Source organism: Paraburkholderia lacunae (assembly GCF_003353175.1).
Lineage (GTDB): Bacteria > Pseudomonadota > Gammaproteobacteria > Burkholderiales > Burkholderiaceae > Paraburkholderia > Paraburkholderia lacunae.
Genome location: NZ_QHKS01000002.1, coordinates 150,803 through 176,199 on the forward strand (window position 1 = coordinate 150,803; position 25,397 = coordinate 176,199).

At 63.0% G+C, this 25,397-nt stretch carries 22 protein-coding genes and 3 pseudogenes; 12 read left to right on the forward strand and 13 right to left on the reverse strand.

The features are described 5' to 3' along the window. Nucleotides 1–304 precede the first annotated feature (304 nt). From DLM46_RS03470 to DLM46_RS03485, 3 genes are all read right to left on the reverse strand, one after another. Entirely contained in the window at nucleotides 305–1,075 is a 771-nt protein-coding gene (locus DLM46_RS03470; protein ID WP_115099390.1) for a ferredoxin--NADP reductase, read from the reverse strand. A 631-nt stretch (nucleotides 1,076–1,706) separates the two neighbouring features. Then, complete coding sequence (locus DLM46_RS03480; RefSeq protein WP_115099391.1) at nucleotides 1,707–2,507, reverse strand: endonuclease/exonuclease/phosphatase family protein; 801 nt, start codon at nucleotides 2,505–2,507, stop codon at nucleotides 1,707–1,709. Nucleotides 2,508–2,565: 58 nt separating this feature from the next. Further along, nucleotides 2,566–3,060 carry a hypothetical protein gene (locus tag DLM46_RS03485; protein WP_115099392.1) on the reverse strand — a complete coding sequence of 165 codons (495 nt, stop codon included), beginning with the start codon at nucleotides 3,058–3,060 and terminating at the stop codon, nucleotides 2,566–2,568. Between the two features lie 307 nt (nucleotides 3,061–3,367). Here DLM46_RS03485 and DLM46_RS03490 point away from each other — a divergent pair, with 307 nt between their 5' ends. Next, nucleotides 3,368–4,345 (forward strand): AAA family ATPase, encoded by a 978-nt coding sequence (locus DLM46_RS03490; protein ID WP_115099393.1) that lies wholly within the window; start codon nucleotides 3,368–3,370, stop codon nucleotides 4,343–4,345. Between the two features lie 70 nt (nucleotides 4,346–4,415). Here the strand turns inward: DLM46_RS03490 and DLM46_RS39270 are convergent, their stop codons facing one another. Beyond that, a complete protein-coding gene (locus DLM46_RS39270; RefSeq protein ID WP_165847904.1) occupies nucleotides 4,416–4,580 on the reverse strand; it encodes a hypothetical protein in 165 nt (54 codons plus the stop codon). 259 nt (nucleotides 4,581–4,839) lie between these two features. Between DLM46_RS39270 and DLM46_RS03495 the strand changes: the two genes are divergently transcribed. From DLM46_RS03495 to DLM46_RS03505, 3 genes are all read left to right on the forward strand, one after another. Next, nucleotides 4,840–5,946, forward strand: coding sequence for an NAD(P)/FAD-dependent oxidoreductase (locus DLM46_RS03495; protein WP_115099394.1), 1,107 nt, complete (start codon nucleotides 4,840–4,842; stop codon nucleotides 5,944–5,946). Between the two features lie 291 nt (nucleotides 5,947–6,237). Then, nucleotides 6,238–6,549 (forward strand): high-potential iron-sulfur protein, encoded by a 312-nt coding sequence (locus DLM46_RS03500; protein WP_115099395.1) that lies wholly within the window; start codon nucleotides 6,238–6,240, stop codon nucleotides 6,547–6,549. A gap of 250 nt (nucleotides 6,550–6,799) precedes the next feature. After that, nucleotides 6,800–8,092 carry an MFS transporter gene (locus DLM46_RS03505; protein WP_115099396.1) on the forward strand — a complete coding sequence of 431 codons (1,293 nt, stop codon included), beginning with the start codon at nucleotides 6,800–6,802 and terminating at the stop codon, nucleotides 8,090–8,092. 24 nt (nucleotides 8,093–8,116) lie between these two features. Here the strand turns inward: DLM46_RS03505 and DLM46_RS03510 are convergent, their stop codons facing one another. After that, nucleotides 8,117–9,646, reverse strand: a complete 1,530-nt coding sequence (locus tag DLM46_RS03510; protein ID WP_115099397.1) for an amidase — start codon at nucleotides 9,644–9,646, stop codon at nucleotides 8,117–8,119. Between the two features lie 143 nt (nucleotides 9,647–9,789). Next, a complete protein-coding gene (locus DLM46_RS03515; protein ID WP_115099398.1) occupies nucleotides 9,790–10,488 on the reverse strand; it encodes a dienelactone hydrolase family protein in 699 nt (232 codons plus the stop codon). Between the two features lie 211 nt (nucleotides 10,489–10,699). On the opposite strand from DLM46_RS03515, the pseudogene DLM46_RS03520 reads away from it, so the two are divergent. The 3 genes and pseudogenes from DLM46_RS03520 to DLM46_RS03530 form a co-directional block, all read left to right on the forward strand. Next, nucleotides 10,700–11,425 (forward strand): annotated as a pseudogene (locus DLM46_RS03520) (NAD(P)H-dependent flavin oxidoreductase); the annotation flags it as partial. 457 nt (nucleotides 11,426–11,882) lie between these two features. After that, entirely contained in the window at nucleotides 11,883–13,028 is a 1,146-nt protein-coding gene (locus tag DLM46_RS03525; protein ID WP_115099399.1) for a branched-chain amino acid ABC transporter substrate-binding protein, read from the forward strand. Between the two features lie 120 nt (nucleotides 13,029–13,148). Beyond that, a complete protein-coding gene (locus tag DLM46_RS03530; protein WP_115099400.1) occupies nucleotides 13,149–14,195 on the forward strand; it encodes a cupin-like domain-containing protein in 1,047 nt (348 codons plus the stop codon). Between the two features lie 166 nt (nucleotides 14,196–14,361). Here DLM46_RS03530 and DLM46_RS03535 read toward each other — a convergent pair. The 3 genes and pseudogenes from DLM46_RS03535 to DLM46_RS03545 all read right to left on the reverse strand — a co-directional run. Then, nucleotides 14,362–15,702, reverse strand: a pseudogene (locus DLM46_RS03535) (collagen-like triple helix repeat-containing protein); the annotation flags it as partial. A 114-nt stretch (nucleotides 15,703–15,816) separates the two neighbouring features. After that, nucleotides 15,817–16,011 (reverse strand): annotated as a pseudogene (locus tag DLM46_RS41420) (hypothetical protein); the annotation flags it as partial. A 259-nt stretch (nucleotides 16,012–16,270) separates the two neighbouring features. After that, nucleotides 16,271–17,482, reverse strand: coding sequence for an MFS transporter (locus DLM46_RS03545; RefSeq protein ID WP_115099401.1), 1,212 nt, complete (start codon nucleotides 17,480–17,482; stop codon nucleotides 16,271–16,273). A 197-nt stretch (nucleotides 17,483–17,679) separates the two neighbouring features. Here DLM46_RS03545 and DLM46_RS03550 point away from each other — a divergent pair, with 197 nt between their 5' ends. From DLM46_RS03550 to DLM46_RS03560, 3 genes are all read left to right on the forward strand, one after another. Beyond that, nucleotides 17,680–18,342 (forward strand): HugZ family pyridoxamine 5'-phosphate oxidase, encoded by a 663-nt coding sequence (locus DLM46_RS03550; RefSeq protein WP_115099402.1) that lies wholly within the window; start codon nucleotides 17,680–17,682, stop codon nucleotides 18,340–18,342. A gap of 392 nt (nucleotides 18,343–18,734) precedes the next feature. Beyond that, complete coding sequence (locus tag DLM46_RS03555; RefSeq protein WP_115099403.1) at nucleotides 18,735–19,037, forward strand: H-NS histone family protein; 303 nt, start codon at nucleotides 18,735–18,737, stop codon at nucleotides 19,035–19,037. A gap of 259 nt (nucleotides 19,038–19,296) precedes the next feature. Further along, nucleotides 19,297–20,541, forward strand: a complete 1,245-nt coding sequence (locus DLM46_RS03560) for a cation diffusion facilitator family transporter (protein WP_115099629.1) — start codon at nucleotides 19,297–19,299, stop codon at nucleotides 20,539–20,541. Between the two features lie 69 nt (nucleotides 20,542–20,610). Here the strand turns inward: DLM46_RS03560 and DLM46_RS03565 are convergent, their stop codons facing one another. From DLM46_RS03565 to DLM46_RS03575, 3 genes are all read right to left on the reverse strand, one after another. Continuing rightward, a complete protein-coding gene (locus DLM46_RS03565) occupies nucleotides 20,611–21,069 on the reverse strand; it encodes an Lrp/AsnC family transcriptional regulator (RefSeq protein WP_012431468.1) in 459 nt (152 codons plus the stop codon). Between the two features lie 90 nt (nucleotides 21,070–21,159). Further along, nucleotides 21,160–21,786: a 3'-5' exonuclease family protein gene (locus DLM46_RS03570; protein WP_115099404.1), complete on the reverse strand. Its 627-nt coding sequence runs from the start codon at nucleotides 21,784–21,786 to the stop codon at nucleotides 21,160–21,162. Further along, nucleotides 21,783–22,427, reverse strand: a complete 645-nt coding sequence (locus DLM46_RS03575) for an MBL fold metallo-hydrolase (RefSeq protein ID WP_115099405.1) — start codon at nucleotides 22,425–22,427, stop codon at nucleotides 21,783–21,785. The genes DLM46_RS03570 and DLM46_RS03575 overlap by 4 nt, the downstream gene beginning before the upstream one ends. 638 nt (nucleotides 22,428–23,065) lie before the next feature. On the opposite strand from DLM46_RS03575, the gene DLM46_RS03580 reads away from it, so the two are divergent. Further along, entirely contained in the window at nucleotides 23,066–23,668 is a 603-nt protein-coding gene (locus tag DLM46_RS03580; protein ID WP_425273960.1) for a septal ring lytic transglycosylase RlpA family protein, read from the forward strand. A gap of 123 nt (nucleotides 23,669–23,791) precedes the next feature. Here the strand turns inward: DLM46_RS03580 and rsmI are convergent, their stop codons facing one another. Further along, nucleotides 23,792–24,667, reverse strand: a complete 876-nt coding sequence (rsmI, locus tag DLM46_RS03585; protein WP_115099406.1) for a 16S rRNA (cytidine(1402)-2'-O)-methyltransferase — start codon at nucleotides 24,665–24,667, stop codon at nucleotides 23,792–23,794. Nucleotides 24,668–24,704: 37 nt separating this feature from the next. On the opposite strand from rsmI, the gene DLM46_RS03590 reads away from it, so the two are divergent. Then, nucleotides 24,705–25,178 (forward strand): YraN family protein, encoded by a 474-nt coding sequence (locus tag DLM46_RS03590; protein WP_115099407.1) that lies wholly within the window; start codon nucleotides 24,705–24,707, stop codon nucleotides 25,176–25,178. Nucleotides 25,179–25,397 lie beyond the last annotated feature (219 nt).

Consider the following 25,397-nt stretch of genomic DNA (forward strand, 5'->3'; position numbering starts at 1 on the left):
GGAATAACACCGACGACAAATGTCAAACCATCAAACGGTATTTGTAACGGAAGAACGTCTGTGGCGCAGGTCGCCATTCGGTGGGCGCGCGGCGTAGCCGCCACGCGTCGCGCAGAGTCGGCACATCGGTGCGCCACGCCTTCAGGACGACGGAGATGGCGAGGCCTTCGGCGTCGGCGAGGGTTCACAAGCGTTTCGCCCGTGTGCGCTTGTTGGCCAATCCGACGTCTGACGCAATAAAAAAGGAGCCCGAAGGCTCCTTTTCGCTGAGTACGCGGCGGCGGCCGCGGATCGGAACGTCCGCTCAGCCCACAAATGCCTTTTCGACCACGTAGTGGCCCGGCGAGTTGTTGCTGCCTTCCTGGAAGCCCAGCTTGTCCAGCAGTTCGCGCGTGTCGCGCAGCATGTGCGGGCTGCCGCACAGCATCACGCGGTCGTTTTCGAGCGAGAAGCCCGGTACGCCGAGGTCGGCGAACAGCTTTTCGGTTTCGATCAGTTCAGTGATGCGGCCGCGGTTCTGGAACGCTTCGCGCGTGACGGTGGGGTAGTACAGCAGCTTTTCCTGTACCAGTTCGCCCAGATGTTCGTGAGCCGGCAGGTGATCCGTGATGTATTCCTTGTACGCCAGCTCGTCGACGAAACGGCAGGTGTGCGTCAGGATCACGCGCTCGTAGCGGTCGTAAATGTCCGGATCCTTGATGATCGACATGAACGGCGCGAGACCCGTGCCGGTGGACAACAGCCACAGCGTCTTGCCCGGCAGCAGGTTGTCGGCCATCAGCGTGCCGACCGGCTTCTTGCCGATCAGGACTTCGTCGCCGACCTTCAGATGCTGCAAACGCGACGTGAGCGGGCCGTCCTGCACCTTGATGCTCAGGAATTCGAGGTGCTCTTCATAGTTCGCGCTCGCGAGGCTGTAGGCGCGGAGCAGCGGCTTGCCGTCGACTTCGAGGCCTACCATCGTGAACTGGCCATTTTCGAACCGGAACGACGGATCGCGCGTGCAGGTGAAGCTGAAAAGCGTATCGGTCCAGTGATGGACGCTCAGGACGGTTTGTGGATTCAGGTTGCTCATGGCTTCTTGGATAGTGCGAAAACAAAGGCGGCCAGTCGTTTTAGCCGGCCGGCACGGCAAGGGCAATGCTGCGCTAACCCGTGGTCGGGAATCACGCGTAATCCGCTATTTTACCGCGACCGCTGCCTGAGGGCTGCGGCGCGGCGGTTGAGCGCGATAACTGTGGTCAAGCGGGTTACCGGACCTTGAAGCGTTGGCGCCGGCTGTCGGTACTGTCGGTACAACCGGGCGCCGCGAAGTACGTTGGCGTGGATGCAGCCGCGCTTCAGTCGGGGTACGGCGATGGGCGAAAGCCGCGCAGGGCGGCTGCCATCGGCTGTCCGGCATGCGCCGGATAGGCGCGCCGCGCGGGCAACATTATCGCGATGATACCGAAACCCGCCGTGCGGCGCAGCATTGACCCTGCTGACGAAACTGGCAAACCCGTGTGAAACCGGCGGAAAGCTCGGAAATCGGCATGGAAAGGCAAGATGCGCAGCGCTAGCACGGCGGGTTCTGTTTGCGCTGCGCAGTGGTGCCGTTTTGGTACACAAAGATAGGGCGGCGGCTCTTCGAATCGCTGAAATCCGCGGCTGCATGCGGGTTGTAGCGGTTCGCAATTTGATTACGCCGAGGCTACCGCCCTCGCCACTCATTCGACCCGCAAGCGCGCCATATACGGCAAGTGATCCGATAACCACGCCGTTTCCTGGGTCGGTTGGATCCATTCGATCGGCTGCATGCCGCGCACGAACATCTTGTCGAGCGCGAGCGCCGGCGAGAAAGCCGGGAACGTCCGGCCCGATTCGCCGAGCAACGTCGCGACTTCGTGCAAGCCATGCTCGCCGAAGAGCGGCACCGAGTCGTTGCGCCAGTCGTTGAAGTCGCCGGCGAGCACCAATGGACCCTCCGGCGCTTCCTTCGCGATCCAGTGGGCGATCCAGTTCATCTGCCGCAAACGCGCCGAGCGCGTGAGCGCCAGGTGCGCGCACAGCAGCGTGACCGAATGGCCGCCGAAGGTGGCCCGCGCCACCAGCAAACCGCGTTTCTCGAAGCGATGCGCGGAGATATCCCAGCGTCCGCCGAGATCGAGCGGATGCGGCGACAGGATCGCATTGCCATGCCGCCACGACGGCTTGAAGACATTCGGCCCGAGCGCGATTTCCAGTTCCAGCGCGCGTGCAATCTCGGTGGCCTGGCAGTGCCAGACGTCGTCCAAAGGATCGACGGTGAGCGGTGCACCGAATCCGGATGAGAGCACCGGCGACGGCATGCGCCGCGCCATCGCTTCCTGTAGAAAGTACGCGTCCGCATGGGTCGACTGAACCCAGCGCTGCATCGCCTGCCAGGCTTGAAAACCAAGCGGCGTGCGGCCTTTATGCAGGTTCCAGCTCACCGCAATGAAATCCTTGGGCGCTACGCTCTCGCGGATCAATTCTTTGGGGTTTCGCATGCCGCGTTATCCACGTGTTCTGTTTGAGGGCTTCAGTTGTTAGCTTCAGTTATCCGCTTCAAGTTGCGCTGTTCGCGAGGCTCGCACGCACGCGATAGATCAGATTCGGGTTCTTCTCGACGATCGTCCAACTGGTCCATTGGCCGGCCGGCACCTTCAGGCCCGGATGGCTCGCGCTCACCTGACGCGGTTGCGGCGGCAGCTTGCAGCCGGTGTCGGTTTGTTGCGAGGTGTCTTCCTCGAAGGTTTCCTGTGCTTCGATCGACAGCGTGACCTCGTTCGCATCCGCTTGCAGCGGCGAAACCGTCAGCGTGCGCGCCAGATCGATGTTGCCGGCGGGCCGATCCTTGCAACCGACATTGTGCTGCACGATCTTGTGATGGGTGTCGGTGCGCGCCTGGCCGACGGTCGTGGTGCCCTCGAATGCGTCGATCTGCTGGCCGTCGCGCATTACCTGCAACTGCCATTGGACGACCTGCTGCGCCGGCCGTTGTTGCGCATGTGCAAGCAACGAAGTGCCGAGCAGCACGGCCACGATACTGGTTTTCCACATAGAAAATTCTCCGGGGCACTGCGTCCGGGACGGCGACCGCTCGAGTAGTCAGACGGCCATCTTACGCCTGATGGACGGAACGCTTTTCTGACACTTCAAGGGGGACCGGGTTCAGCAACAATGAATTTCACATGGGGCTGCGAATCCCCCAAAGGGGGCTTGCGCGGCGTCGTGGAAAACAGCCCGTTGTTAGCAGCAGAGCCGCACGACTGCTGGCTTGCACGTGAATATGGCCTCGTTACACTGGACCTGAAAAGGGCGCCCGACAGGGTGCCGCTGCAGCAGGACCAGCCAGACGGGGTGAGCTATGACAACAGCAGTGGTCAAACAGGAAATCGCCGTGGCGTCTTTCAGTCAGGTGTACGACCTCGATCGGGTCGAAGCCGCGCTGAACGATCTCGGCGAAGGCGCGAACGAGGCGCTGCGCGCGACGTACGAAAAGATGCTGAAGACCGGCAACCTGCGCTTTTGCGTCAAGCCGAACCGGATGCCCTCGATCGACGATCTGATCGACGCGCTGCCCAACTTCTCCGAGCCGCTCGACGATATCCGCAAGCAGGTCGCCTTGTGCCTCGAGACCGAAGACCGGCTCGAACTGATGCCGATCCTGCTGCTGGGCGACCCGGGCATCGGCAAGACGCATTTTGCGAAGCAGTTGGCGCGCCTGCTCGGCACCGCCTATCAATACGTCGCGATGAGCTCGTTGACGGCGGGGTGGATTCTGTCGGGCGCCTCGTCGCAGTGGAAGAACGCGAAGCCGGGCAAGGTGTTCGAGGCGCTGGTGAACGGCAGCTACGCGAACCCCGTGATTGCCGTCGACGAAATCGACAAGGCTACGGGAGATTCGCAATATGATCCGCTCGGCGCGCTCTATGCGCTGCTCGAGCACGACACGGCGCAAGCCTTCATCGACGAATTCGCCGAGATTCCGATCAATGCGGGCCACGTGATCTGGATCGCGACGGCGAATGACGAGCGTTCGATTCCCGAGCCGATCCTGAACCGGATGAACGTGTACGAGATTCCGCCGCCCGACCAGGACGGGGCGCGCCGCATCGCGCAGTCGATCTACGACGAAATTCGCTCGACGCACGCCTGGGGCTTGCGTTTTCCCGCCGAGCTGGGCGACGCCGCGCTCGATGCGCTGAAGCGGGCATCACCGCGTGAAATGCGGCGCGCGATTCTCAATGGCTTTGGCGCGGCGCGCATCGGCGGACGCGACCGGATTGAAGCCCGCGACATTCGACTGGACCACGGAAATCGCCGAAAACCGATTGGTTTTTGATGTTTTTTGAGGTTTTTTGACCTATTTCAGGCATCCAGGCTGCCTTCGGGCGGCCTTTTATTGCCTCCATTCACGGCATCCATACCTGAACCAGGGTGAATGTCGCGGCAATTGTTTCTAATTGCGCGATGATGCCGATGCGCGCAAGCGGCTGGCCGACGTGGCGGACGCGTCGCGTCAACGCGCCGACCCGCGGAGCCGGGCGCGAGCGGTGCGGCGCGCCCATCGCGAGCATGAAGAATCGAGCGCGGCGACCGCGGACGGCGTACACTGATTCTGTCCGGCCCACCTATACAACAAGACCCGCTCAAGACCGAATGCCCGCAGCCGTTTTCGCCTGCGGGCATTTGTGTCTGTGCAGCGTCGTGCAAATTTGAGGTGTAGGCAGGTGCATTCGACAGCGAGCGGTGTGCGGCACTCGGTAGCCGCATCCCGTCTTCATCTTTATCGGGTGAACGAGGCAGCGCGCGGTGGAGTCGGCCGCGTCAAGGGATATGGATCAAATCGAATGTGTGGTGATCGGCGCGGGCGTGATCGGCCTCGCCGTGGCGCGTGCCCTGGCGGCGCGCGGGCGCGAAGTGATCGTGCTGGAAGCGGCCGAAGCGATCGGCGTGGGCACCAGCTCGCGCAATAGCGAAGTGATTCACGCGGGGATCTACTACCCGCGTGGCTCGCTGAAAGCGGCGTTGTGCGTGCGCGGCCGCGAGATGCTGTACGACTATTGCGCCGAGCACAACGTGCCGCATTCCCGCTGCGGCAAGCTGCTGGTCGCGACCTCGCGCAATCAGATTCCGCAGCTTGAAAGCATCATGGCGAAGGGCCGCGAGAATGGTGTGCTCGACCTGATGCGAATCACCGGCGACCAGGCGCAGGCGCTCGAGCCGGCGCTCGAGTGTGTCGAGGCGGTGTTTTCGCCGCAGACCGGCATTGTGGATAGTCATCAGCTGATGCTGGCGATTCAGGGCGACGCGCAACGCAACGGCGCCGTGTGCGTGTTCCACGCGCCGGTCGAAGCGATCGAGGCGAGCAACGGCCGCTTCGTCGTCAAGGTGGGCGGCGCTGCGCCGACCACCATCAGTGCCGCCTGCGTCATCAACAGCGCCGGTTTGCACGCGAACGCGCTGGCCCGCAAGATTCGCGGACTCGATGCGCGCCATGTGCCGCCGCTCTATCTCGCACGCGGTAATTACTTCAGCATCTCGGGGCGCGCACCGTTCAGCCGTCTGATCTACCCCATGCCGAACGAAGCCGGCCTGGGCGTGCATCTGACGATCGACCTCGGCGGGCAGGCGCGTTTCGGTCCCGACGTCGAATGGGTCGATGCGATCAATTACGATGTCGATCCGCACCGCGCGGAGTCGTTCTACGCGGCGATCCGCGCATACTGGCCCGCGCTGCCGGACGGCGCGTTGCAACCGGCTTATGCGGGAATCCGTCCGAAGCTGTCCGGCCCTGGTGAGCCGGCCGCGGACTTCGTGATCCAGGGGCCGGCCGCGCATGGCGTACGCGGGCTCGTCAACCTGTTCGGCATTGAGTCGCCAGGGTTGACGGCGTCGCTGGCGATTGCGCAGCGCGTCTGCGAACTGAGCGGCCGCGCGTGATAGCTGGCCAGCCGAGTTTGGCGCGGAAGCCGGTCACTCGGGCTTGCCGCCCGAGCTTGGCGCGGAAGTCGTCCACCCGAGCTTGCCGCCCGAGCCGGCCCTTCGGGTTTTCATCAGGCATTTGCATCCCGCATGCCGAACCGGCACGCGGCGCTCGATAACCGGGCGCGCGCAGTACTAATTCGGTTATCTCCATCATTTGAGCCGTCACGCGCGGCGGCTTCATTGTTATCCTTGGGGACCGCTGTCATCAGAACGGCGATCAGTTGAATATAAATGGAGTGAGTCCCCATGAAACCGTCCCGTCGTACGTTTTTGATCACCAGCATTGGTGTTGCATCCAGCTTCGCACTGTCGCGCCAGGCTTTCGCTGACGCGCCGAAGGTCGCTGAATCCGATCCGACCGCACAGGCGCTCGGCTACAAGGCAGATGCCAGCAAAGTCGACAAGGCCAAGTTCGCGAAGTACGCGCCGGGCCAGGAATGCGGCAACTGCAGCTTCTATCAAGGCAAGCCCACCGACGCCTACGCCGGTTGCCCGATGTTCGCCGGCAAGCAGGTCGCGGCCAAGGGTTGGTGCAGCGCATATAACAAGAAGGCCTGATAGCGTCCGGGGCGCGTGCACGTTAAGCGTCGCGGTAAGTGCGCCGCAACACGCAGGCGCATGATTGAAGTTCGGATTGAAGTTCGATCATCGAGGCGTCTGTCGCAACCCGCGACAGGCGCCTTTTTCTTGCTTGAAAACAGCTTGCGCGCTCTTTACACTCCAATGCGATTGTGTGGGCGAGCAGAATTTTCCTCTCGTACGCACCCGCGAGGCACCACGGGACACTTTTCGCAGGCTGGAGATCCGAATGGCACCAGCGTCAAGGAGCCTCAATACACGGGCAGTCGCGGCGGCCGTGATCGGCAATGCGCTCGAGTGGTACGACTTCACCGTGTTCGGTTTCATGACGGTGGTGATCGCTCAGCTGTTCTTCCCGGTGGGTAACGAATATTCATCGCTGCTGCTCACCACGGCGACCTTCGGCGTCGCGTTCTTCATGCGGCCGGTCGGCGGCATCGTACTTGGACTCTATGCGGATCGCGCGGGACGCAAAGCGGCGTTGTCGCTCGTCATCGCGCTGATGACGCTCGGCATTCTGCTGCTGGCGATCGCGCCGCCGTATTCGGCCATCGGCATCGGCGCGCCTTTGATGATCGTGCTTGGACGTCTGCTGCAAGGCTTTTCCGCCGGCGGCGAATTCGGCAGTTCGACGGCGTTGCTGATCGAAGCCGCGCCGTTCTCGAAACGCGGCTTCTACGGCAGCTGGCAGATGGCGAGCCAGGCGGCGGCGCTGCTGCTCGGCGCGGTGGTGGGCGCTTTGATTACACGCGGCTTGCCGCCGGATACGCTGAAATCCTGGGGCTGGCGCGTACCGTTCATTCTCGGCTTGATCATCGGGCCGATCGGTTTCTACATCCGCCGGAATCTCGCCGATTCGGAAGCATTTCTGCATGCGCAAAAAACCGCGCGCCGCGCGACGCTGCGCGAAGCGTTCAGCAGTCATAGCCGCGAGATTCTGTGCGGACTCGGCGCGGTGATCGCGCTCACCGTGACGATCTACGTGCTGATCAGCTACCTGCCAACTTTCGCGGTCAAGCAACTGAAGCTGCCTTACGCGCAGTCTTTTTACGCGGTGATCGTCGGCAACCTGCTGTTGACCGTGCTTTCGCCGCTCACCGGCGCATGGTCCGACAGGATCGGGCGCAAGGGGCTTTCGCTGTGGTCGCTGGTGCTGACGCTCGTGATCATCTACCCGCTGTTCGCGTGGCTCGCGGCGGAGCCGACCTTGTCGAAACTGATTCTCGTGCAGGCGCTTCTGTCGATCACGCTGTCCGGCTATTACGGTCCGTTCGGCGCGTTGATCGCCGAACTGTTTCCGGCGAACGTACGCTCGATTGGCTTATCGCTCGCGTACAACATCGCGGTGATGCTGTTCGGCGGCTTTGGGCCTTTCATTGTGACGTGGCTCATCAACACAACCGGTTCGCCGCTCGCACCGACTTACTACGTGATGGGCGGCCTGGCGCTCTCGATCGTCGCAGTGGCCTGCATCCCCGGCAAGCGCCACGCAGATCTCGACGCGCGTCGCAAGCCTGCCTGAACGGATCTTTAAGCAGCGGCTTTCCTAGCTGCGCGCCTGCAGCAACGGCGGCCGCCTGTCGAACCACGGCCGTGCCGCTTCGAGTTGCGCGGCAAGGCGCAGCAGGGTTGCTTCGCCGCCGTCGCGCGCGGCGAACTGCACGCCGACCGGCAGTCCGCGCGCATTCCAGTAAAGCGGCATCGACATCGCCGGCTGGCCGCTGAGATTGAACACTTCCGTGCAGCCGGCCCACGCGAATGCTTTGTTCGACGCTTCGGTAAGCATCTTCTTCATCAACGGTTCGAGCGGCATCGCGGTGATGGCGCGCATCTGCATGCGTTCCACGGCGGTGGGCTGCATTTCGCCGATCTTGATCGGCGCGGCGGCGAGCGTCGCGCACAGAATCACGTCGTAGCGGCTCAGCAGACCGGTGAGCCGCTCGGTGATGCGGCGCTGTTCTTCTAGCGCGGCGGGCAGACCGCGTTCACCTAGCTTGCGGCCGACGTGCGCCATCGCCCACGTCGAAATTTCGAATTCCGTGCGCAGCGGTTTACGGCCGGTGATGCGATCGGCATTGAGCACCATGTCTTCGGCGGTGACCGACCAGATCGTCAGGAACGCATGCCGGACTGCTGCGAAATCGATGCCGAGCGAGACCGGCTCGATGTTATGACCCAGCGAGCTCGCGAGTTGCGCAGCGTCCGCGAGTGCGGCGCGCGCGTCGGCGGATAACGATGGCGCGAGCATCGGTTCGGTGACGTACGCGATGTTCAGCGGCTTGCATGGCTCGCGCGCGGCGCTCAGGAAGGTGCCCGGCGCGCCGGCCGGCCGATCCGCGTTGCCGCCGAGCAAATCGAGCAGCAATGCGCTGTCGCGCACGCTGCGCGATACCGCATGGTCGATGCCGAGCTCGCCGGCGGCGGCACTCGGGCTCGCACCCGGCACACGTCCGCGCGAGGGTTTGAGGCCGAACAGTCCGCAGCACGAAGCGGGAATCCGGATCGAACCGCCGCCGTCGGACGCATGCGCGAGCGGCACGATGCCCGCGGCGACCGCCGCTGCCGCGCCGCCGCTGGAGCCGCCCGGCGTGTGGTCGAGATTCCACGGATTGCGGCACGCGCCGAACAGTTCGGGCTCCGTATAAGGCATCTGACCGAGTTCGGACGTGCTGGTCTTGGCGAAGATGTTGAGACCGGCCGCCTTGGCAAGCGCGACGACCGGCGCGTCCTCGGCGGGAATGAAGTGGCGATAGTGACGGCTGCCCATCGCCATGCGCAGCCCGGCGACCGGTGCGCCCAGATCCTTGATCAGAAACGGCACGCCTGCCAGCGCGCCGTGCCCGACTCCGTCGGCCCTGCTATCCGCGCTATGCGCGCCATTCGCCCTGTTCGCGTCGTCGCGCGATGCACGTTGACGCGCCGCGTCGTAGTCCTTCAGGACAATCGCATTGATCGCGGGATTGACGGCCTCGGTGCGTGAGATCGCGATATCCAGCAATTCACGCGCGCTTGCTTCGCCGGTGCGAACCAGTTCGGCGAGGCCGATGGCGTCATAGGCGAGATAGTCTGAATGCACGGCGGATGAGCCCTCGCTATCGAGTGTCGGAACCTGCCGGTTGCAGGGAGGCGTGATAAACCAGCTGCGCTGGACGTCCCGTGGCCCGGTTCATACACAGGCATCGGAGAAGACGGCGCGCCGGATGCCCGCCTTCTTTCGAGTTACAGACGTTCGCCGAGGAAGGTCAGCGTGCGGCCGTGCGCCAGCGCTGCCGCATGCTGGTTGTACGACGCGCGGTCCGTACAGTTGAAGCCGTGATCGGCGTTCGGATAGATGTTGAATTCCGCATCCGTGCGGCCCGCGAAGCGCTCCTGGATCTCGCCCACCGCCGACAGCGGAATATGCGCGTCGAGTTCGCCGTAGTGGAATTGCATCGGCACTTTGATCTTCGCGGCGTGCTCGAGCTTGTTCTGGATGCCGCCGCCGTAATAGGCGACCGCACCGTCGAGCGAGCCTTGCGCTGCCGCCAGATAGGCGAGCTGGCCGCCGAAGCAGAAACCGATCGCGGCGATCTTGCCGGTTACGTCCGGCATCGCGCGCAGCGCCGCGGCGGCCACGCCGATATCCGCGACCGCCAGGTCGACGTTGGTCTTCTGCATCAACTCGATGCCCTTGTTGCGGTCGGCGCCCTCATAAGTCAGTTCGACGCGCGGCTGCGTGCGCCAGAAGATGTCCGGGGCGAGTGCGATGTAGCCGTCTTGGGCATACTGATCCGCGACCGAGCGGATGTGGCTGTTCACGCCGAAGATCTCCTGGATGATGATGACGGCCGGTCCCTTGCCGCCCTTGGGCAGCGCCAGATAGCCGCCGAAGCTGTCGTTGCCGGCGGGGATATCGATCCATCGGGAAGTCGTGCTCATGTTGCTCTCCATTGACCTGCGCACCGCTCGCTGTGCGAGGCCGGTCTGATTGAATGCCCAAGGCCCGAGTGCCTGAAGCGGGCGCTCAGTTTGCCATCAAAAGAAACGCCGTGCAGCGAGGCTCCAGCGAGCCTGACAGCGAGCCACGCAGCGTGGCAATCTCGTAAGACGATTGAAACGTTCTCGATAATTCATTGTTCCGTTGCAGCGCGAATTGCGCGTGCCGGTGGTTAGCTTCACGTTCGGGCTGCTCTCCAACGACGACGTCGCGCGTTTGCACGCAGCGGGTCTATATGTAATAGGTACCGCGACGCATGTCGCCGAAGGGCTGGCATGGCGCGACGCAGGGGCCGACGCGATCGTCGCGCAAGGCGCGGAAGCCGGCGGGCATCGCGGCACCTTCATCGGCGCATTCGATGAAGCGCTGATCGGCACCATGGCGCTCGTGCCGCAACTCGCCGATGCGACCGGCCTGCCGGTGCTGGCGGCGGGCGGCATCATGGACGGACGCGGCGTGGCCGCCGCGCTGGCACTGGGCGCTCGGGCGGCGATGATGGGCAGCGCGTTCATCACCTGTGCGGAGAGTGCGATCTCGCCTGCATGGAAGGACCGGTTGCGCTCGATGCCCGACACCGCGACTAGCGTTACGCGCGCCATCACCGGCCGTCATGCACGCGGCATACGCAATCCGCTGATGCTGCGCTTGTCCGAAGCAGCGCAAAAGATCGCGCCTTATCCGGTGCAAAACGCCTTGACTCAGGAATTGCGTCAAACCGCGAGCCGTGCGGGAAACGGCGACTATCTATCTCTCTGGTCGGGCCAGGGTGCGCATCTAGGCCGCAAGCGCCGCGAGGGTCTCGGCGCCGCGGAACTGGTTGCGCAACTCGATCAGGAATGGCGTGCGGCGGTGGCGCGGATCGCTTCGCTCGAGCGTTGATACAGCGCGGTGCAGGTGCGCCTCGTCCATGCTTCGTAAGTGTCTCTCGCGCGTGCCCGCAATGCGCCTGCTTTTTACGCACAATGACTATTCGAAACATTAACGGTTTAACACGCTAAAACCTTTAGGCGGTGCCGTCAGACGAACCCCTCACATAGCGGAAACCCGCATGGGTTGGCGCTTTCCAGCCGGTCTGCCGCGTCGCGACGGGTGCCTGTTGGATAAACGCTATTAGTGTTCATCCCACTTTCTCAAAAAAGTCCCACAAATTAATTTGATAGCCTACACTTGCGCGCAAGTACGGTTTGCCGCCTGCCACAAACAGGTTGGCGGACGTGCTGGCCAAGTGCATGAACGATGCAACCGGCGTGGTCGTCCACGGGACTGAGCGACACGTGTAGGGACGCGGGGGCACAGGGCGATTACGTTGTTTTTGGGACCGAAACTGGAGACTTACATGAACATCAAGATTCAAAAGCTGTTGCCGATCAGCGCTGCGGCGATGCTGTTCGCAACGTTGGCAACAACGGCCGCGGCAGACACGGTCGTCAAGATCGGTCACGTGGCACCGCTGACTGGTGGTATCGCTCACCTGGGGAAAGACAACGAAAACGGCGCGCGCCTGGCGGTTGAGGAAATCAACGCCAAGGGCCTGACGATCGGTGGCCAGAAAGTCACGCTGCAACTCGACGCACAAGACGATGCAGCTGACCCGCGTACGGCAACTCAAGTCGCCCAGAAACTGGTCGACGATAAGGTCGTCGCAGTGGTCGGTCACTTGAACTCGGGCACGTCGATTCCGGCTTCGAAGATCTATAGCGACGCAGGCGTCGTGCAGATCTCGCCGTCGGCAACGAACCCGGCGTACACGCAACAGGGCTTCAAGACGACGTACCGTGTGGTGGCGACCGATGCCCAACAAGGTCCGGCACTTGCGAACTACGCCTCCAAGACCATGAAGGTGAAGAGCGTCGCGATCGTCGACGACTCGACCGCTTATGGTCAGGGTCTCGCCAACGAATTCGAAAAGACCGCAAAGTCGCTGGGCCTGAACGTGATGTCGCATGACGCGACCAACGACAAGGCTGTCGACTTCCGCGCAATTCTGACGAAGATCAAGGGCGAAAACCCGGACGCGATCATGTACGGCGGCATGGACGCCACCGGCGGCCCGTTCGCCAAGCAAGCCAAGCAGCTCGGCCTGCGTGCGAAGGTGCTGGCAGGCGACGGCGTCTGTACCGACAAGCTGTCGGATCTGGCCGGTGACGCAACCGACAACATCGTCTGCTCGGAAGCCGGTATGGCGCTCGAAAAGATGGCCGGTGGCGCAGCGTTCCTCGCCAAGTATCAGAAGCGTTTCGGTCAGCCGATCCAGATCTACGCTCCGTTCACGTATGACGCTGTGTACATCATCGTCGACGCTATGAAGCGTTCGAACTCGACCGATCCGGCGAAGATTCTGGCAGAGATGCCGACCACGGACTACAAGGGTGTGATCGGTGAAACAACGTTCGACTCGAAGGGCGACCTTCAGCACGGCGTGATCTCGCTGTACAACTACAAGTCGGGCAAGAAGACCCTGCTCGACGTTGTGAAGATGTAAAACTGCGGGTTCGGCGACAGCTTTGCGTGTCGCCGCTCGAGTGGTTCGAAGGCACGCGCGCCGCATGGCTCGCGTGCCTTTTCTTTTGGCCGGACGCATGAGACGCTGACGGCCTGACGAATGCCGCTGCATGCCGCCTGGGAGAATAACGTGAGTTCTGTGATCCGCTCGATCGATGACGGCTGGCGCCGCTGGATTGCCGAGAATCTGCTGCTCGATGCGCCGCCGCCGGCGCTCCATGGCGTGCTGATCGAGCATGGTTTCGACGCAGCCGAAGCCGCGCGCGAAATCGAGGCCGCACTCGCGAGTCCCTATTTGCAGGGTGCCACGCGCTTGCGCAATCGTTTGCGCAAGCGCGACTGGATGTTGTCCGTGTACGGCACGCTGAGTCGTTTGCGCGCTCACAGCGATACGGTCGAACGGCGCGAGCGTTTATCGCGCGACGAATTCTTTGAGCAGTACTACTTTCAGAACCGGCCCGTGATCATCACCGGCGCCTTCGATTTCTGGCCGGCTCGCACGCAATGGAATTTCGATTACTTTCGCTCGCGTTGCGGCGATTGCGAAGTCGAAGTGCAGTTCGGCCGCGAGTCCGATGCGAACTATGAAATCAATCAGCCGAAGCTCAAGCGGATGATGCGCTTTGCCGATTATGTCGAGCTCGTCGAGCGCAGCGGCTCGACCAACGATTTCTATATGACGGCCAATAACACGTCGCACAATCGCGCAGCGCTGGCCGCGTTATGGTCAGATGTGTCGACCATTCGCGAGTATCTTGATGCCGGGTCGCCCGATACCGGATTCTTCTGGTTTGGACCGGCGGGCACGAAGACGCCGTTTCACCATGATTTGACCAATAACTTCATGGCGCAGGTGATCGGGCGCAAACATATCAAACTCGTTCCGCTGTCCGATACGCCGCATATGGCCAATTATCTGCACTGTTATTCGCAGGTGGACGGCAGTGCGATCGACTACGCGCGTTTCCCGTCGATGCGCGATGCGCAGCTGATCGAATGCACGCTGGCGCCGGGCGAATTGTTGTTTTTGCCGATCGGCTGGTGGCATTACGTCGAAGGACTCGACGCATCGGTGACGATGACTTTCACCAACTTTCTGCAGCGTAACGATTTCTCGCGCAATTACGACACGTATCACGACCTGTGAGGGATTCGCGCGGCGCGTCAGCGGCTTTGTCGAGGCGATAAAAAAACGGCGAGCCGGTTGCCCGGTTCGCCGCCCCCCTTCGACGCTTGTGACGCGTCGTTATTTGCTGTCGTTATTTGCTGTCGTTATTCGCTGTTGTGACTCGCGCTGTCGTGATTCGTATTCGTCATTTCTTCGGCGCCAGTCCGCCGACGAGGCCGCCGAGCAATCCGCCACCCGATGTACTGCCGGATGTCCCCCCCGTCGATGCCGCTGCGCCGGTCAACGTGCCGGTCACGGTAGTGAGCAGGCCGGTGATCGGCGCGAGCGGATTGCTGGTCCCGCCGGTGCCGCCCGAGCCTGAGCCCGTAGCCGAGCCGAGCGCGCCGGTCAGCGAGGACACCGCCGAGGTCACCGGCGCCAGAGGATTGCCCGAGCCGCCCGTCGCGTTGCTCAACGCGCCGGTGACCGAACTCACTACGCCGGTCAGCGGCGCAAGCGGACTGCCCGAGCCGCCGGAGACGCCGCCGAGGCTGCTGGTCAAGGTGGTCAATGCATTGGTCAACGGCGCCAGAGGACTGCCGGAGCCGCTGCCGCCGCTCAGGCCGCCGCTCAAGGTGCCGGGCAGCGCGGTGAGGATGCTGGTCAACGGCGCCAGCGGATTACCCGCAGTGCCGCCGCTGCCGCCCGGATCGAGGATGCCGGTGATGCCGCCCAACGGGTTGCCGCTGTTTGAAGCTCCCGCTGTCAACAGGCCGCCGGCGGATGCGACGGTGTTGCCGAGCTGGCTCACGACGTTGCCGAGGTTCTGGCCGATCGGATCGTTGGTGGCGCTGCCGATCTGGCCGCCCGCGCTATTCAGTCCTTGGCCGATAGTCGACAGCAGGCCGTTCAGCGGTGAACCGACGCCGGTTGTATCGCCGACGGTTTGGGTCGTTTGCGCGAGTGTGGCCGTGATCGGTGTGATCGCCGTGCTCCCGGTCTGCAAGACTTGCTGGATCGAACCGCCCGTCAGTTGCGAACCGAATTGGGTGCCGAGGCTGCTGACCGCTGTGCCGACCGTCGAGACGGTGCTGCCGAGCGGCGTGGTCAGCGGACTGAGCGGCGCGGTGGGGCCGCTGCCCAGGCTGGTCACGAGTTGGCCCGCGCTGTTGACGGCCTGGCCCGCGTCATAAACGAGGTTGCCGCTGCTCCCTAGGGTCGTGTCGAGCGGAGTGGTGGAATTGCCGAGCTGGCCGACGCCGTTGGTGGTCCCCCCGCCGAGTGCGGTGACGGCGTTGCCTAGATTCGATACGACGCCGCCGAGCGCGCTGGTGGTCGCCGGGTTCGCGCCCGGGACCGGCGTAAGGGCGATCTGGCTGCCGACCGCGGCGACGGTTTGCCCGGTCGCCGTAATGGCGTTGCCGGTGTTTTGAGCAACGACGCCGATCGGGTTGGCGCTGGAGGGCGTTGGGGTTGGCGTGGGCGTCGGCGTAGGCGTAGGCGTAGGCGTTGGAGTTGGCGTTGGAGTTGGCGTTGGAGTTGGCGTGGGAGTAGGCGTGGGAGTAGGCGTCGGGGTTGGCGTCGGGGTTGGCGTCGGCGTCGGAGTCGGCGTCGGCGTCGGAGTCGGAGTCGGAGTCGGAGTCGGAGTCGGAGTCGGCGTGCCGCTTCCAGAGCCACTGCCTGAACCCGAGCCTGAACCCGAACCGCTACCTGAGCCGTTACCCGAACCGCTACCTGAGCTGCTTCCTACGCTGCTGGGCACACTCGGCGCGTGCAGCGTGCTCCCGCATCCCGTCAGCACAATCATCGACGTCACGCACATGGCGATCGCCGAGAGTTTGAAATGGTGATTCATGGTCTGCTCCCCCGTAATTTGGACAACTGCTGAGGGAGCTAACTGCAAAACCTATGCCATTCAAATCCGCGCGTCTGGCAAGACGGATAAACTCATATGGATCAATGGGTTGTGAGCGACGGTGCCGGTGCATGAAAGCGCTGGAGAGGCTCATGTGGCCCGGAACACCGACGGGTGCATGCCGCGTGTAACGTAACGTAAGTCAATGGATTTTCGTATGCCGTCACGTCCGCCGATGCGGCGACAGCGCGCTCCCGCATCAGACTTTCAAACGACGCAGCACTTTCGGACCTGCAACCGCGATCAGCGCCGAGCACACCGCGACCACCGACAACCCGATCGGCAAACTGGTCGCCTGCGTCACCGCACCGATAATCACCGGGCCGAGCAGCAGGCCGAAGTACGCCAGCCCCGCAACGTGGGCGAGTCCTTCGGCGGCGTGAATTCCCTTGACGCTTGCGGCCGCCGCGAACAACACCGGCATCATGTTGGCGAGCCCGAGGCCCATCAGCGTGAAGCCGATCAGCGCGGCAGCCGTGTTCGGCAGCAGCAGCGCGCCGATCATCCCGGCGAACGCGAGCGACGCGCTCGCCATCACCAGTTGCGGTGCGCCGAAGCGGGCGCGCACCGCGTCCCCGGCGAAACGCGCCGCCGCCATGCCGCCCGAGAACGCCGCGTAGGCCGCGCTGGCGAGCGCCGGCGTCGCCAGCACGACGTCGCGCATGTAGACGGTCGCCCAGTCGTACATGGCGCCTTCGGCGATCAACGCTACCAGCGCCATCGCGCCGAGCGCCCACAGCGCGGGAGAGCGCCAGCGGTTGGCGCGCGGCGTGGCGGCATCCGGATGATCGGCGTGCGGCACATGCGGCAGCACGGAAGGACAAGCTGCGATCAGCACCAGCGCGCTGACCGCCGCGGCCAGCGCAAGGTGCATCGCCGGCTCCATGCCGCGTGACAGCAACGCGCCGCCGACCGCCGCGCCAAACATCCCGCCGATGCTGAACATGCCGTGCAGCGACGACATGATCGGCTTGCCGAGCGCCTTCTCGACGGCGCTGGCCTCCGCATTCATCGCGACGTCGAGTGTGGCCATGCCCGCGCCGAAGATGGCCAGCACGATCAGCAACAGCCAGTAAGCGGGCACGACCAGAATCAGCGCCGCGCACACCGTCATGACGAGGCCGCCCGTGAGACAGGCGCGGCGCGTGCCGACACGCGCGATCCACGACGCGTTCGCCGCCATCGCGCCGATCGAGCCGCCCGCGACAGCCAGCAGCGCGAACGACAGCAGTGCCGCGTTCAGATGGAAGCGGTCGCGCACGGTGGGCACATGCACCCCCCACGATGCGTACATCATCCCGGCAATGAAAAACACCGCCATGGTGGCAAAACGGGCGCGCTGCCGCGCGGTGCCGGAAAGGTCACGGTGAGCGGCGGGGAGGGTGGCGAATTCGGAAGTGCGGTCGGACACTGAAATCTCGTCGAGGGAGAGAACGCCGGAAGAAAGCGCGTTGAAAGCGAATTTCCGATTCTATCGAAGCGTGCCGTCTCCTGCTCGGAGCGTGGTGATCTAGTATTTACGATTATTCGGGGCGACGTGAAATGACAGACGTGCGCCCCAATCCGTGTGCCGGTTTTTTTGCCGGTCATCCATTGAGAGACGCGCACTTGAACATTCCCGCTCACGCTCCGCTGCATCTGCTGCATACCGCCGCTGTCGGCACGCTTGCGACCCATGCGCGCCAGCCGCAAGGCTTTCCCTACCCGACGGTGCTGCCATTCGCGCCGGATTCGCGGCACCGTCCGACGATTCTCGTGAGCCGGCTCGCCGAGCATACGCACAACCTGCTCGCCGACCCGCGCGCCGGTTTTCTGGCCGTCGACGCGCCCAATGGCGACGTGCTGAGCAGCCAGCGCGTTACCTTGCTCGGCATCTTCGAACCGGTCGACCCGACGCCTGAGGTTGTGGACCGCTATCTGCGCTATCACCCGGACGCCGAACGCTACCTGGTTCTCGGCGACTTCACGTTCTGGGCGATGAAGATCGAGCGGCTGCGCTATATCGGCGGCTTTGGCTCGATGGGATGGCTCGACGGCGCCGATCTCGATCCGCTGGCGCCGCTCGACTTCGATGAAGAGCGCGCGTTGATCGAGTATTTCGCCCAGCACTCGGCGGCCACCGCCAAACTCCAGTTGCTTGGCGTCGATCGATACGGCGTCGATCTGAAGCGCGACGGCGAGCGCACGCGTTTTATTTTCGACGACGCCATAGGCGATACCGAAGCCTTGCACGCCGCGCTCGAAGTTTGCATCCAGCGCCACGCGAATTAAGCCTGATTGCTTTGGGGAAAACACGTATAGCGCAATAACGGCGGAGACATCTAGCGCAATATGTGACGCGACTTCATGTTAAAGCTTTCATGGCGTGAAATGTTGATACGAAATATTCATCTTAATTTCCATCTTTTGCTAATTAATCTCATAATTACTGGCGCCTCACTACGGGTTCTCAGCAAAACGGGAAATTAGCCATTTGAAAGATTGTGGGTCACGCAGCGTTCGACGGAAATTTTTTGAAACGAAACAGGATTAATTTTACGCGGCGACTTTTGCAGTCTTTCTATTTTGTGTTAATCTCGCGATCAAATTCCGAGGCGTGATCACCTTCAAAGGGCAAGCTGGCTTAAGACTGGCAGTCATTTATCCATACTACAAGGGAACCTATGTCGTCCTACAAGGAACTACTCGCCCAGCGCGAGAAACTCGAAAAGCAGATCGAAGAAGCTAAGTCGCGTGAATACGCGGAAGTGTTGAATGAGATCAAGCAGAAAATGGCCGACTACGGCATTACGCTGAGCGAGCTCGGCGGCGGCCGTGCTGCCAAGGGCGCTAAAGCCGGCCGTCCGCGTGCGGGCGTCGCGCCGAAATATCGCGACCCGGACAGCGGCAGCACGTGGTCTGGCCGTGGCAAGCCGCCGCGCTGGATCGCCGGCCTCGATCGTGAGAAGTTTTTGATCCAGAAGTAATGCAGTGCACCAGTAGCGCCTTTGCCGCGCCGCTGCTGACAAGAAAACCGCGCACCGCCCAGGGCGCGGTTTTTTTTCGTTTTTTTACTGCGCCGGCGAATTGACGTGTATTTGTCACACGTATTCCCCGTGGTGGGAACGCGAATGCTTTTCGTTTAGATAAGCATCTGATTTAAAAGGAAATTCTAATGCCGGGATGGAGCGATTTCGAGATGCTCCGGGTAGAATGCAGGCATTGAACCTTTTCTCGCTGCTTCAGATGCCTTCCACCACCTCCGGCCAGTCCGCCGAAAAACATCGCGTTGCGCGCAAAAGCACCTTTGTCAGTATTGCGCTGAATACGGTGTTGATGACGCTGCAAATCGTCATCGGCGTCTTTGCGCATTCTCAGGCGCTGGTCGCCGACGGCGTCCATTCGCTTGCCGATCTGATTTCCGATTTTGTCGTACTGGTAGCCAATCGGCACAGCGGCGCGAAGCCGGATGCCGATCACAATTACGGACACAGCCGCTATGAAACCGTCGCTTCATTATTTCTGGGCGGATTGCTGATTGCGGTAGGCGTCGGCATGTTATGGCGCGCCGGTACGCGTCTCGCCGATTTGCAGAGCATTCCCGCCGTGCATATGAGCGCGCTCGCGGTCGCCGTTCTCGTGTTGATTTCCAAAGAAAGTCTGTTTCGCTACATGCTGCGCGAAGCGCAGCGCGTACGTTCGGCGATGCTGATTGCGAACGCGTGGCATGCGCGCTCGGATGCGGCGTCGTCGCTGGTGGTGACGATCGGTGTTATTGGTAGCCTCGCGGGTGTGCGCCTGCTCGATCCGATCGCCGCGGCGATTGTCGGTTTCATGGTGGCGCGCATGGGGTGGACGTTCGGCTGGGACGCGCTGCAGGATCTATCGGACCGCGCGCTCGACGAAACCGCGGCCGCCGACATGCGCAAGCTGTTGCTATCCACCCCCGGCGTGCGCGACGTGCATGAACTGCGTACGCGCAAGATGGGCGATTTTGCGCTCGTCGACGCGCACATTCTGGTCGATCCGCTGATTTCGGTTTCGGAAGGGCATTACATCGCGGAGTCGGCGCGCTTGCGCGTGTTGACCGACAACCGCGTGCTCGACGCGCTGATCCATGTCGACCCCGAAAACGATGCGCTCGCGCGGCCTCCGGTCAACCTGCCGGCGCGTGAGCGGGTCGTCGCCGAAGTCGATGCGGCGCTGGCCGAGGGCGGCATCAAGGCTGCGACGGTCAATATCCACTATCTGAGTACCGGGCTGGATGTGGAAGTGACCTTGCCGGCCGTCGGTGCGCGCGCGCTCGAGAGCGACGCGCTGAACCTCGCGCGCGTCGACCTGGCTGCGCTCAAGCGCCGCCTGGGCGCACGCAAGCTCGATGTGGTGCGGGCATTGGATACGGCGCCGGCTGAAACGGGCTCCGCGAAGGAAGCCGGGGCAGGCGAGGCGAATGTTCGCGCCGGGCTCACCGAGCCGCACCACTCCATCTGAGCGCGCTGCCATGCTGTGGGGCGCGACAAGCTCGCGCCAGCCTCGGCTTCACGGTGTCACAGCGCGGTGTCACAGCGGCAATTGCGTATCGAATTTGATCTCACGAAGCACGACGCTCGTACGCACCTGCGCAACAGCCGGAATCTTGAAAATGCGCTCGTGCAGAAAGCTGTCGTACGCCTTGATGTCCGGCGCCACGATCTTGAGGATGTAATCGGATTCGCCGGTCGTGCTGTAGCACTCGGTGACTTCCGGGCAGGTGGCGATTTCCCGCTCGAACTGTTCGACGCCGCCTTCGGTGTGCCGCGTCAGATGAATATGTGCGAGCGCGCAGACGTGCAGCCCGAGCTTTTCGCGATCGAGCAGCGCCGTGTAACGCTGGATCACTCCCGATTGCTCCATGTCCTTGATACGCCGCCAGCATGGCGTGCTCGACAGGCCGACCTGGTCGGAAATCTCTTGCACGGAGCGGCGTGCGTCGAGCTGCAGCAGGCGCAGGATTTTTTGAGAGAACGTATCGAGTGTCAACTGCGCCTCCGTTTGCGTCGCCGTATCAACGCATGGTAGAGGGCTCGAAAACGAAACGCAATGTAAAACGGCTTCGGCGAGGGAGATTACCTAATTTGCCGGTTCCTCAGCGGCGTTTTGCCCTGAGCCGTCCCCATCTTTACCGGCTGCGACACTCGCCTGAGTGGCTCGCAACTCCTTGAGCATGTTGCAGAAGAGTGCGCCCTGTTCGATCGCGTCGTCGAGCGCGACGTGCGTGTGCGGGTGATCGTCGAACCAGTGTTTTGGAAAGCGCGGTTTGATGCTCTTGCGATACGGCAAGCCGGTCATCGCGAAAGCTAGCGTCTTGATGTCGAGCGCCGACCAGGAAAACGGGCAACGGCCGGCAAAGCGCATCATGTACCAGAACATATAGGTGAAGTCGAAACCCGCCGGCATCGCGACGAACACCGGCTTGCCCGGCAACGCTTCAACCCATTCGACGTAGGCGTTCAGTGCGGCTTGCGGCTGCTGCAAGTCCTTGCGGCAGGCTTCCCACGCGTCGGGCTGGGTCTTCCACCATGCGGCTTGCACCGGATGCGGCGCGGCCCCTTCGAGCAATTCGAGATTCGCCGAGAAAGTGGCGATCAGCCGCTTGTCTTCGGTATAGGCCGCGGAGGCGAAACTGAGCATCGAATGCGGGCCGGGAATCGGGCCGTCCGCTTCGACGTCGGTGCTCACATAGATTTCGCTGCTCATGCTTCTACTCCGTCCGCGACGTATGGATTGGAGCGGCGCTCGGCGCCAAACGTCGAGGTGGGGCCATGACCCGGCACGAAGGTGACGTCGTCGCCGAGCGGCCAGAGTTTCTCGCGGATCGAGCGCACCAGATCGGCGTGATTGCCGCGCGGAAAATCCGTGCGGCCGATCGACCCGGCGAACAGCACGTCGCCCACCAGCGCGAGCCGATGCTTGCGGCTGAAGAACACCACGTGTCCCGGCGTGTGGCCCGGGCAGTGATAGACCTCGAGGGTTTCGTCGCCGAATTGCACGGTGTCGCCATCTTGCAGCCAACGGTCCGGCTCGAACGCCTCTGCGGCCGGAAAGCCGAAGCGCGTACTTTGATCCGGCAGCTTGTCGAGCCAGAAGCGCTCGTCGGGATGCGGACCTTCGATCGGCACGCCATAGTGCGCGGCAAGCGTCTTCGCGCCCGCGCAGTGATCGATATGCCCGTGCGTCAGGAAAACTTTTTCGACTGTCACGTTCTGGCGCGCTATCTCGCCCTGAATGACATCGAAGTCGCCGCCCGGATCGACGACGGCCGCGCGTCCGGTCGTCTCGCAAACGAGCAGCGAACTGTTCTGCTGAAACGGCGTGACGGGGATCAAGGTGACTTTCATGGATGACGGCGCCGCTGGAAAAACGTTGATTGTACCGGTGTCTCTCCTACCCTCGCCGGGGCGTCGAGACCTTGTTGCAGCGGGCCGTCGCTGGCCCATTCTTGCAGCGATAGTGAAAAATCATCAAGCTTTTCAGTCGCTTGTGATCTCAAAAATTTCTTTTCGGTATAATGCACCCCAGTGCACGGGTCACCGTGCCGCCACCAGGTGATGCGTCCCCATCAAAAATGGGCACGCGAATTGCCTCTCAAGTATGTGCCGTCGTGCTTTACCGACGGCAATCCAGTATCGATGCTTTCGATGCACACGTCTTACCCAGCCAGGCGCCGCGCGCCTGCAACGGACCTAACTTCCGTGACGCTGGGTGGGGCCTACGCCGCCGTTCCTGCACGTTGAGTTCCGCGCGCAAGAACGTGTTTGCCACGTTCGATGGCGGCATGTGGGGTCTGGTCAGGCTGCCGGGGACAGGTTGCGCCAGACGTGAAAATTAACCGTGCGGTAGCGGCTGTGTGAGCCGCATCCGGGCTTCTGCGTACTGCGCTCGTCTGCGCGGCGCGCTGTCGTCCCTTGCCGCCGGAGTCGCAGGCAACACGCTCTTTTTTCGCGTGATGCGGCTCGACAATGTGATTGCACGTCTTATGAAAACTCGGTTAACCCGTGGTCTAGGGAGTCTTTTCGCCTTTTTTGTGCTGGTCGGCTGCGCGACGCCTCCGGGCGCCAGCAGCACGTCTGCAAGCGGCATGCCGCTCGGCACGAAGAGTGCGCAGGCGGGCTCGTTTGGGCCGCAAGCCTTCGGTGGCGCTGAGGCATCAAATGGCGCCGCCAAAGGCTCATCGCTAGCCGACGCGCAGCCGCTAACGGACGACGGTCCCAGCATTTCGGACTTCCATCAGACCGGCCGTGCCTCCTGGTACGGCCGCGGCTTTCATGGCCGCCGCACCGCCAACGGCGAACGTTACGACATGCACGCGCTGACCGCGGCGCATCGTACGCTGCCGCTCGGTTCGTATGTGCGAGTGACCAATCCGGCCACTTCGCGCTCGGTCGTCGTGCGTATCAACGACCGTGGTCCGTACGCGCGCGGCCGGGTAATCGACCTGTCGATGGCCGCCGCGAGCATGCTCGACATGCGCCATGCCGGCACCGCGCGGGTCAAGATCGAAGGGTTGACGCAGCGGGAAGCAAGGGCTGCACGTAACGAAATACTGGCGTCGAACTCGGGTTCGAGCGCCGAGAAATAAGTTGATGGCGGCAAGCGTGTTTCAGGCGCAGCCGTCACGCCGGCGAGCAAGCGGCGTGACGGCTGGGCTTGGCGTGCTGCAAGACTCAGTCAAAGGGCCGCCTCGCGCGGCCCTTTGTATTTTTTACTCGTCCTTCTTCAGCGCCAACGCGCGCGTGTATAGCGTGTTGCGCGACACCCCGGTGATGGCCGCCGCGACTTTCGCCGCGCTGCTCACCGTCAGCTCTTCCAGCAGGATGCCCAGCAACGCGTCGTGATCCTGCTCGCCGGCGGCTTGCGCCTGCGCGCCTTCCACCACCAGCACGAATTCACCGCGTTGCCGGTTCGGATCGGCGGCGAGCCACGCTGGCCCTTCGGCCAGGGTGCCGCGATGCAGCGCTTCATGTAACTTCGTCAATTCCCGCGCGATCAGCAGCTTGCGCTCGCCGCCGAACGAGTCGGCCATTGCCTGCACCGTCTCGACGATCCGGTGGGGTGCTTCGTAGAACACCATGGCGTGCGGATGCGTCGCGAGCGTTTGCAGCGTTGTCGCGCGCTGTTTTGCTTTTGGCGGCAGGAAGCCGAGGAACGAGAACGTCGCGACCCAGTCGCCGGCCGCGCTCAACGCGGTGGCGAGCGCGCTTGCGCCGGGTAGTGGAATCACCGGGAAGCCCGCTTCGCGCACCGCGTCGACCAGTTTTGCGCCGGGGTCCGAGATGCCCGGCGTGCCCGCATCGGAGACGTACGCCACGCGTTCGCCCGCTTGCAGATGTTCGATCAGGCGCCGCGCCGCGGCCCGCTCGTTGTGCTGATGAACCGCGACGAGCGGCTTCGAGATGCCGTATCGCGCTAGCAGTTGGCCGGTGTTGCGGGTGTCTTCGGCGGCGATGCGGTCCGCGAGTCCGAGCACATGCAACGCGCGCAGCGTGATGTCGGCGACATTGCCGATCGGCGTGGCCACCACATACAGCGCGGCAATGGGGTACTGCTGCCCTTGCGCGAGTTCGGAGAGAGGAGTCATGAGACAGAAGACGCAGACAGACAGAACGAGGCCGCCATTGTGCCACGCAGCGGCGCGCGAGCCGGGCGGCGCGCGGCCGGCGCCGCGTGCCGCCGACGCCACGGCGATGAGCTTGCCCGTCAGCGCGCCCAACTTTTCGAGACCTGCCCGGTCCAAACTCGTCGGCGCCGCTTTCGAGGCGCGTGCGCTGGAATTTCTGCAGCGGCAGCGTTTGCGGTTCGTCGCGCGCAATGTGATGTGCCGCGGCGGCGAGATCGATCTCGTGATGCGCGAACGTGACGGCGCATTGGTGTTCGTCGAGGTTCGCGCGCGTGCGCAGCGGCACTATGGCGGCGCGGCGGCGAGCATCGGGTGGCAGAAGAAGCAGCGTATCGTGCGCGCTGCACGGCACTATCTGGCGACCCGCGGCCGGTATTCGCGCGACGAACCTGCGTGCCGTTTCGATGTGATTGCGTTCGAAGCCGGCCGGCTCGTGTGGCTGCGCGATGCGTTTCGCGCCGACGAAGTCTGACGCGGTGCGCGGAGAACGCGCGTGAGTGCGATAAACTTGCGCTCGCGTGCAGGTGTGCGAGCGACGCGCGCAAGCAGAAAAGCAGCGCGGTTTGCCACGTATTCGCGAACGTGCGGGTTGCCGGCATCACGCGTCAGCACAACGCGAGTATCGCGCGCAAGCGCAATGAGCGCCGCGCGGGCATGGCGGAGCACCACCTGAAAGCACCCCAGTCTTCAC

Excerpts from the sequence above, each read along its gene's own strand:
- DLM46_RS03470 (WP_115099390.1), bottom strand. The coding sequence starts at position 1,075 with ATGAGCAACCTGAATCCACAAACCGTCCTGAGCGTCCATCACTGGACC.
- DLM46_RS03485 (WP_115099392.1), bottom strand. The coding sequence starts at position 3,060 with ATGTGGAAAACCAGTATCGTGGCCGTGCTGCTCGGCACTTCGTTGCTT.
- DLM46_RS03530 (WP_115099400.1), top strand. The coding sequence starts at position 13,149 with ATGCCGCTGCATGCCGCCTGGGAGAATAACGTGAGTTCTGTGATCCGC.
- DLM46_RS03500 (WP_115099395.1), top strand. The coding sequence starts at position 6,238 with ATGAAACCGTCCCGTCGTACGTTTTTGATCACCAGCATTGGTGTTGCA.
- DLM46_RS03480 (WP_115099391.1), bottom strand. The coding sequence starts at position 2,507 with ATGCGAAACCCCAAAGAATTGATCCGCGAGAGCGTAGCGCCCAAGGAT.
- DLM46_RS03525 (WP_115099399.1), top strand. The coding sequence starts at position 11,883 with ATGAACATCAAGATTCAAAAGCTGTTGCCGATCAGCGCTGCGGCGATG.
- DLM46_RS03495 (WP_115099394.1), top strand. The coding sequence starts at position 4,840 with ATGGATCAAATCGAATGTGTGGTGATCGGCGCGGGCGTGATCGGCCTC.
- DLM46_RS03505 (WP_115099396.1), top strand. The coding sequence starts at position 6,800 with ATGGCACCAGCGTCAAGGAGCCTCAATACACGGGCAGTCGCGGCGGCC.
- DLM46_RS39270 (WP_165847904.1), bottom strand. The coding sequence starts at position 4,580 with ATGCTCGCGATGGGCGCGCCGCACCGCTCGCGCCCGGCTCCGCGGGTC.
- DLM46_RS03560 (WP_115099629.1), top strand. The coding sequence starts at position 19,297 with ATGCCTTCCACCACCTCCGGCCAGTCCGCCGAAAAACATCGCGTTGCG.
- DLM46_RS03515 (WP_115099398.1), bottom strand. The coding sequence starts at position 10,488 with ATGAGCACGACTTCCCGATGGATCGATATCCCCGCCGGCAACGACAGC.
- rsmI (WP_115099406.1), bottom strand. The coding sequence starts at position 24,667 with ATGACTCCTCTCTCCGAACTCGCGCAAGGGCAGCAGTACCCCATTGCC.
- DLM46_RS03555 (WP_115099403.1), top strand. The coding sequence starts at position 18,735 with ATGTCGTCCTACAAGGAACTACTCGCCCAGCGCGAGAAACTCGAAAAG.
- DLM46_RS03490 (WP_115099393.1), top strand. The coding sequence starts at position 3,368 with ATGACAACAGCAGTGGTCAAACAGGAAATCGCCGTGGCGTCTTTCAGT.
- DLM46_RS03570 (WP_115099404.1), bottom strand. The coding sequence starts at position 21,786 with ATGAGCAGCGAAATCTATGTGAGCACCGACGTCGAAGCGGACGGCCCG.
- DLM46_RS03580 (WP_425273960.1), top strand. The coding sequence starts at position 23,066 with ATGAAAACTCGGTTAACCCGTGGTCTAGGGAGTCTTTTCGCCTTTTTT.
- DLM46_RS03575 (WP_115099405.1), bottom strand. The coding sequence starts at position 22,427 with ATGAAAGTCACCTTGATCCCCGTCACGCCGTTTCAGCAGAACAGTTCG.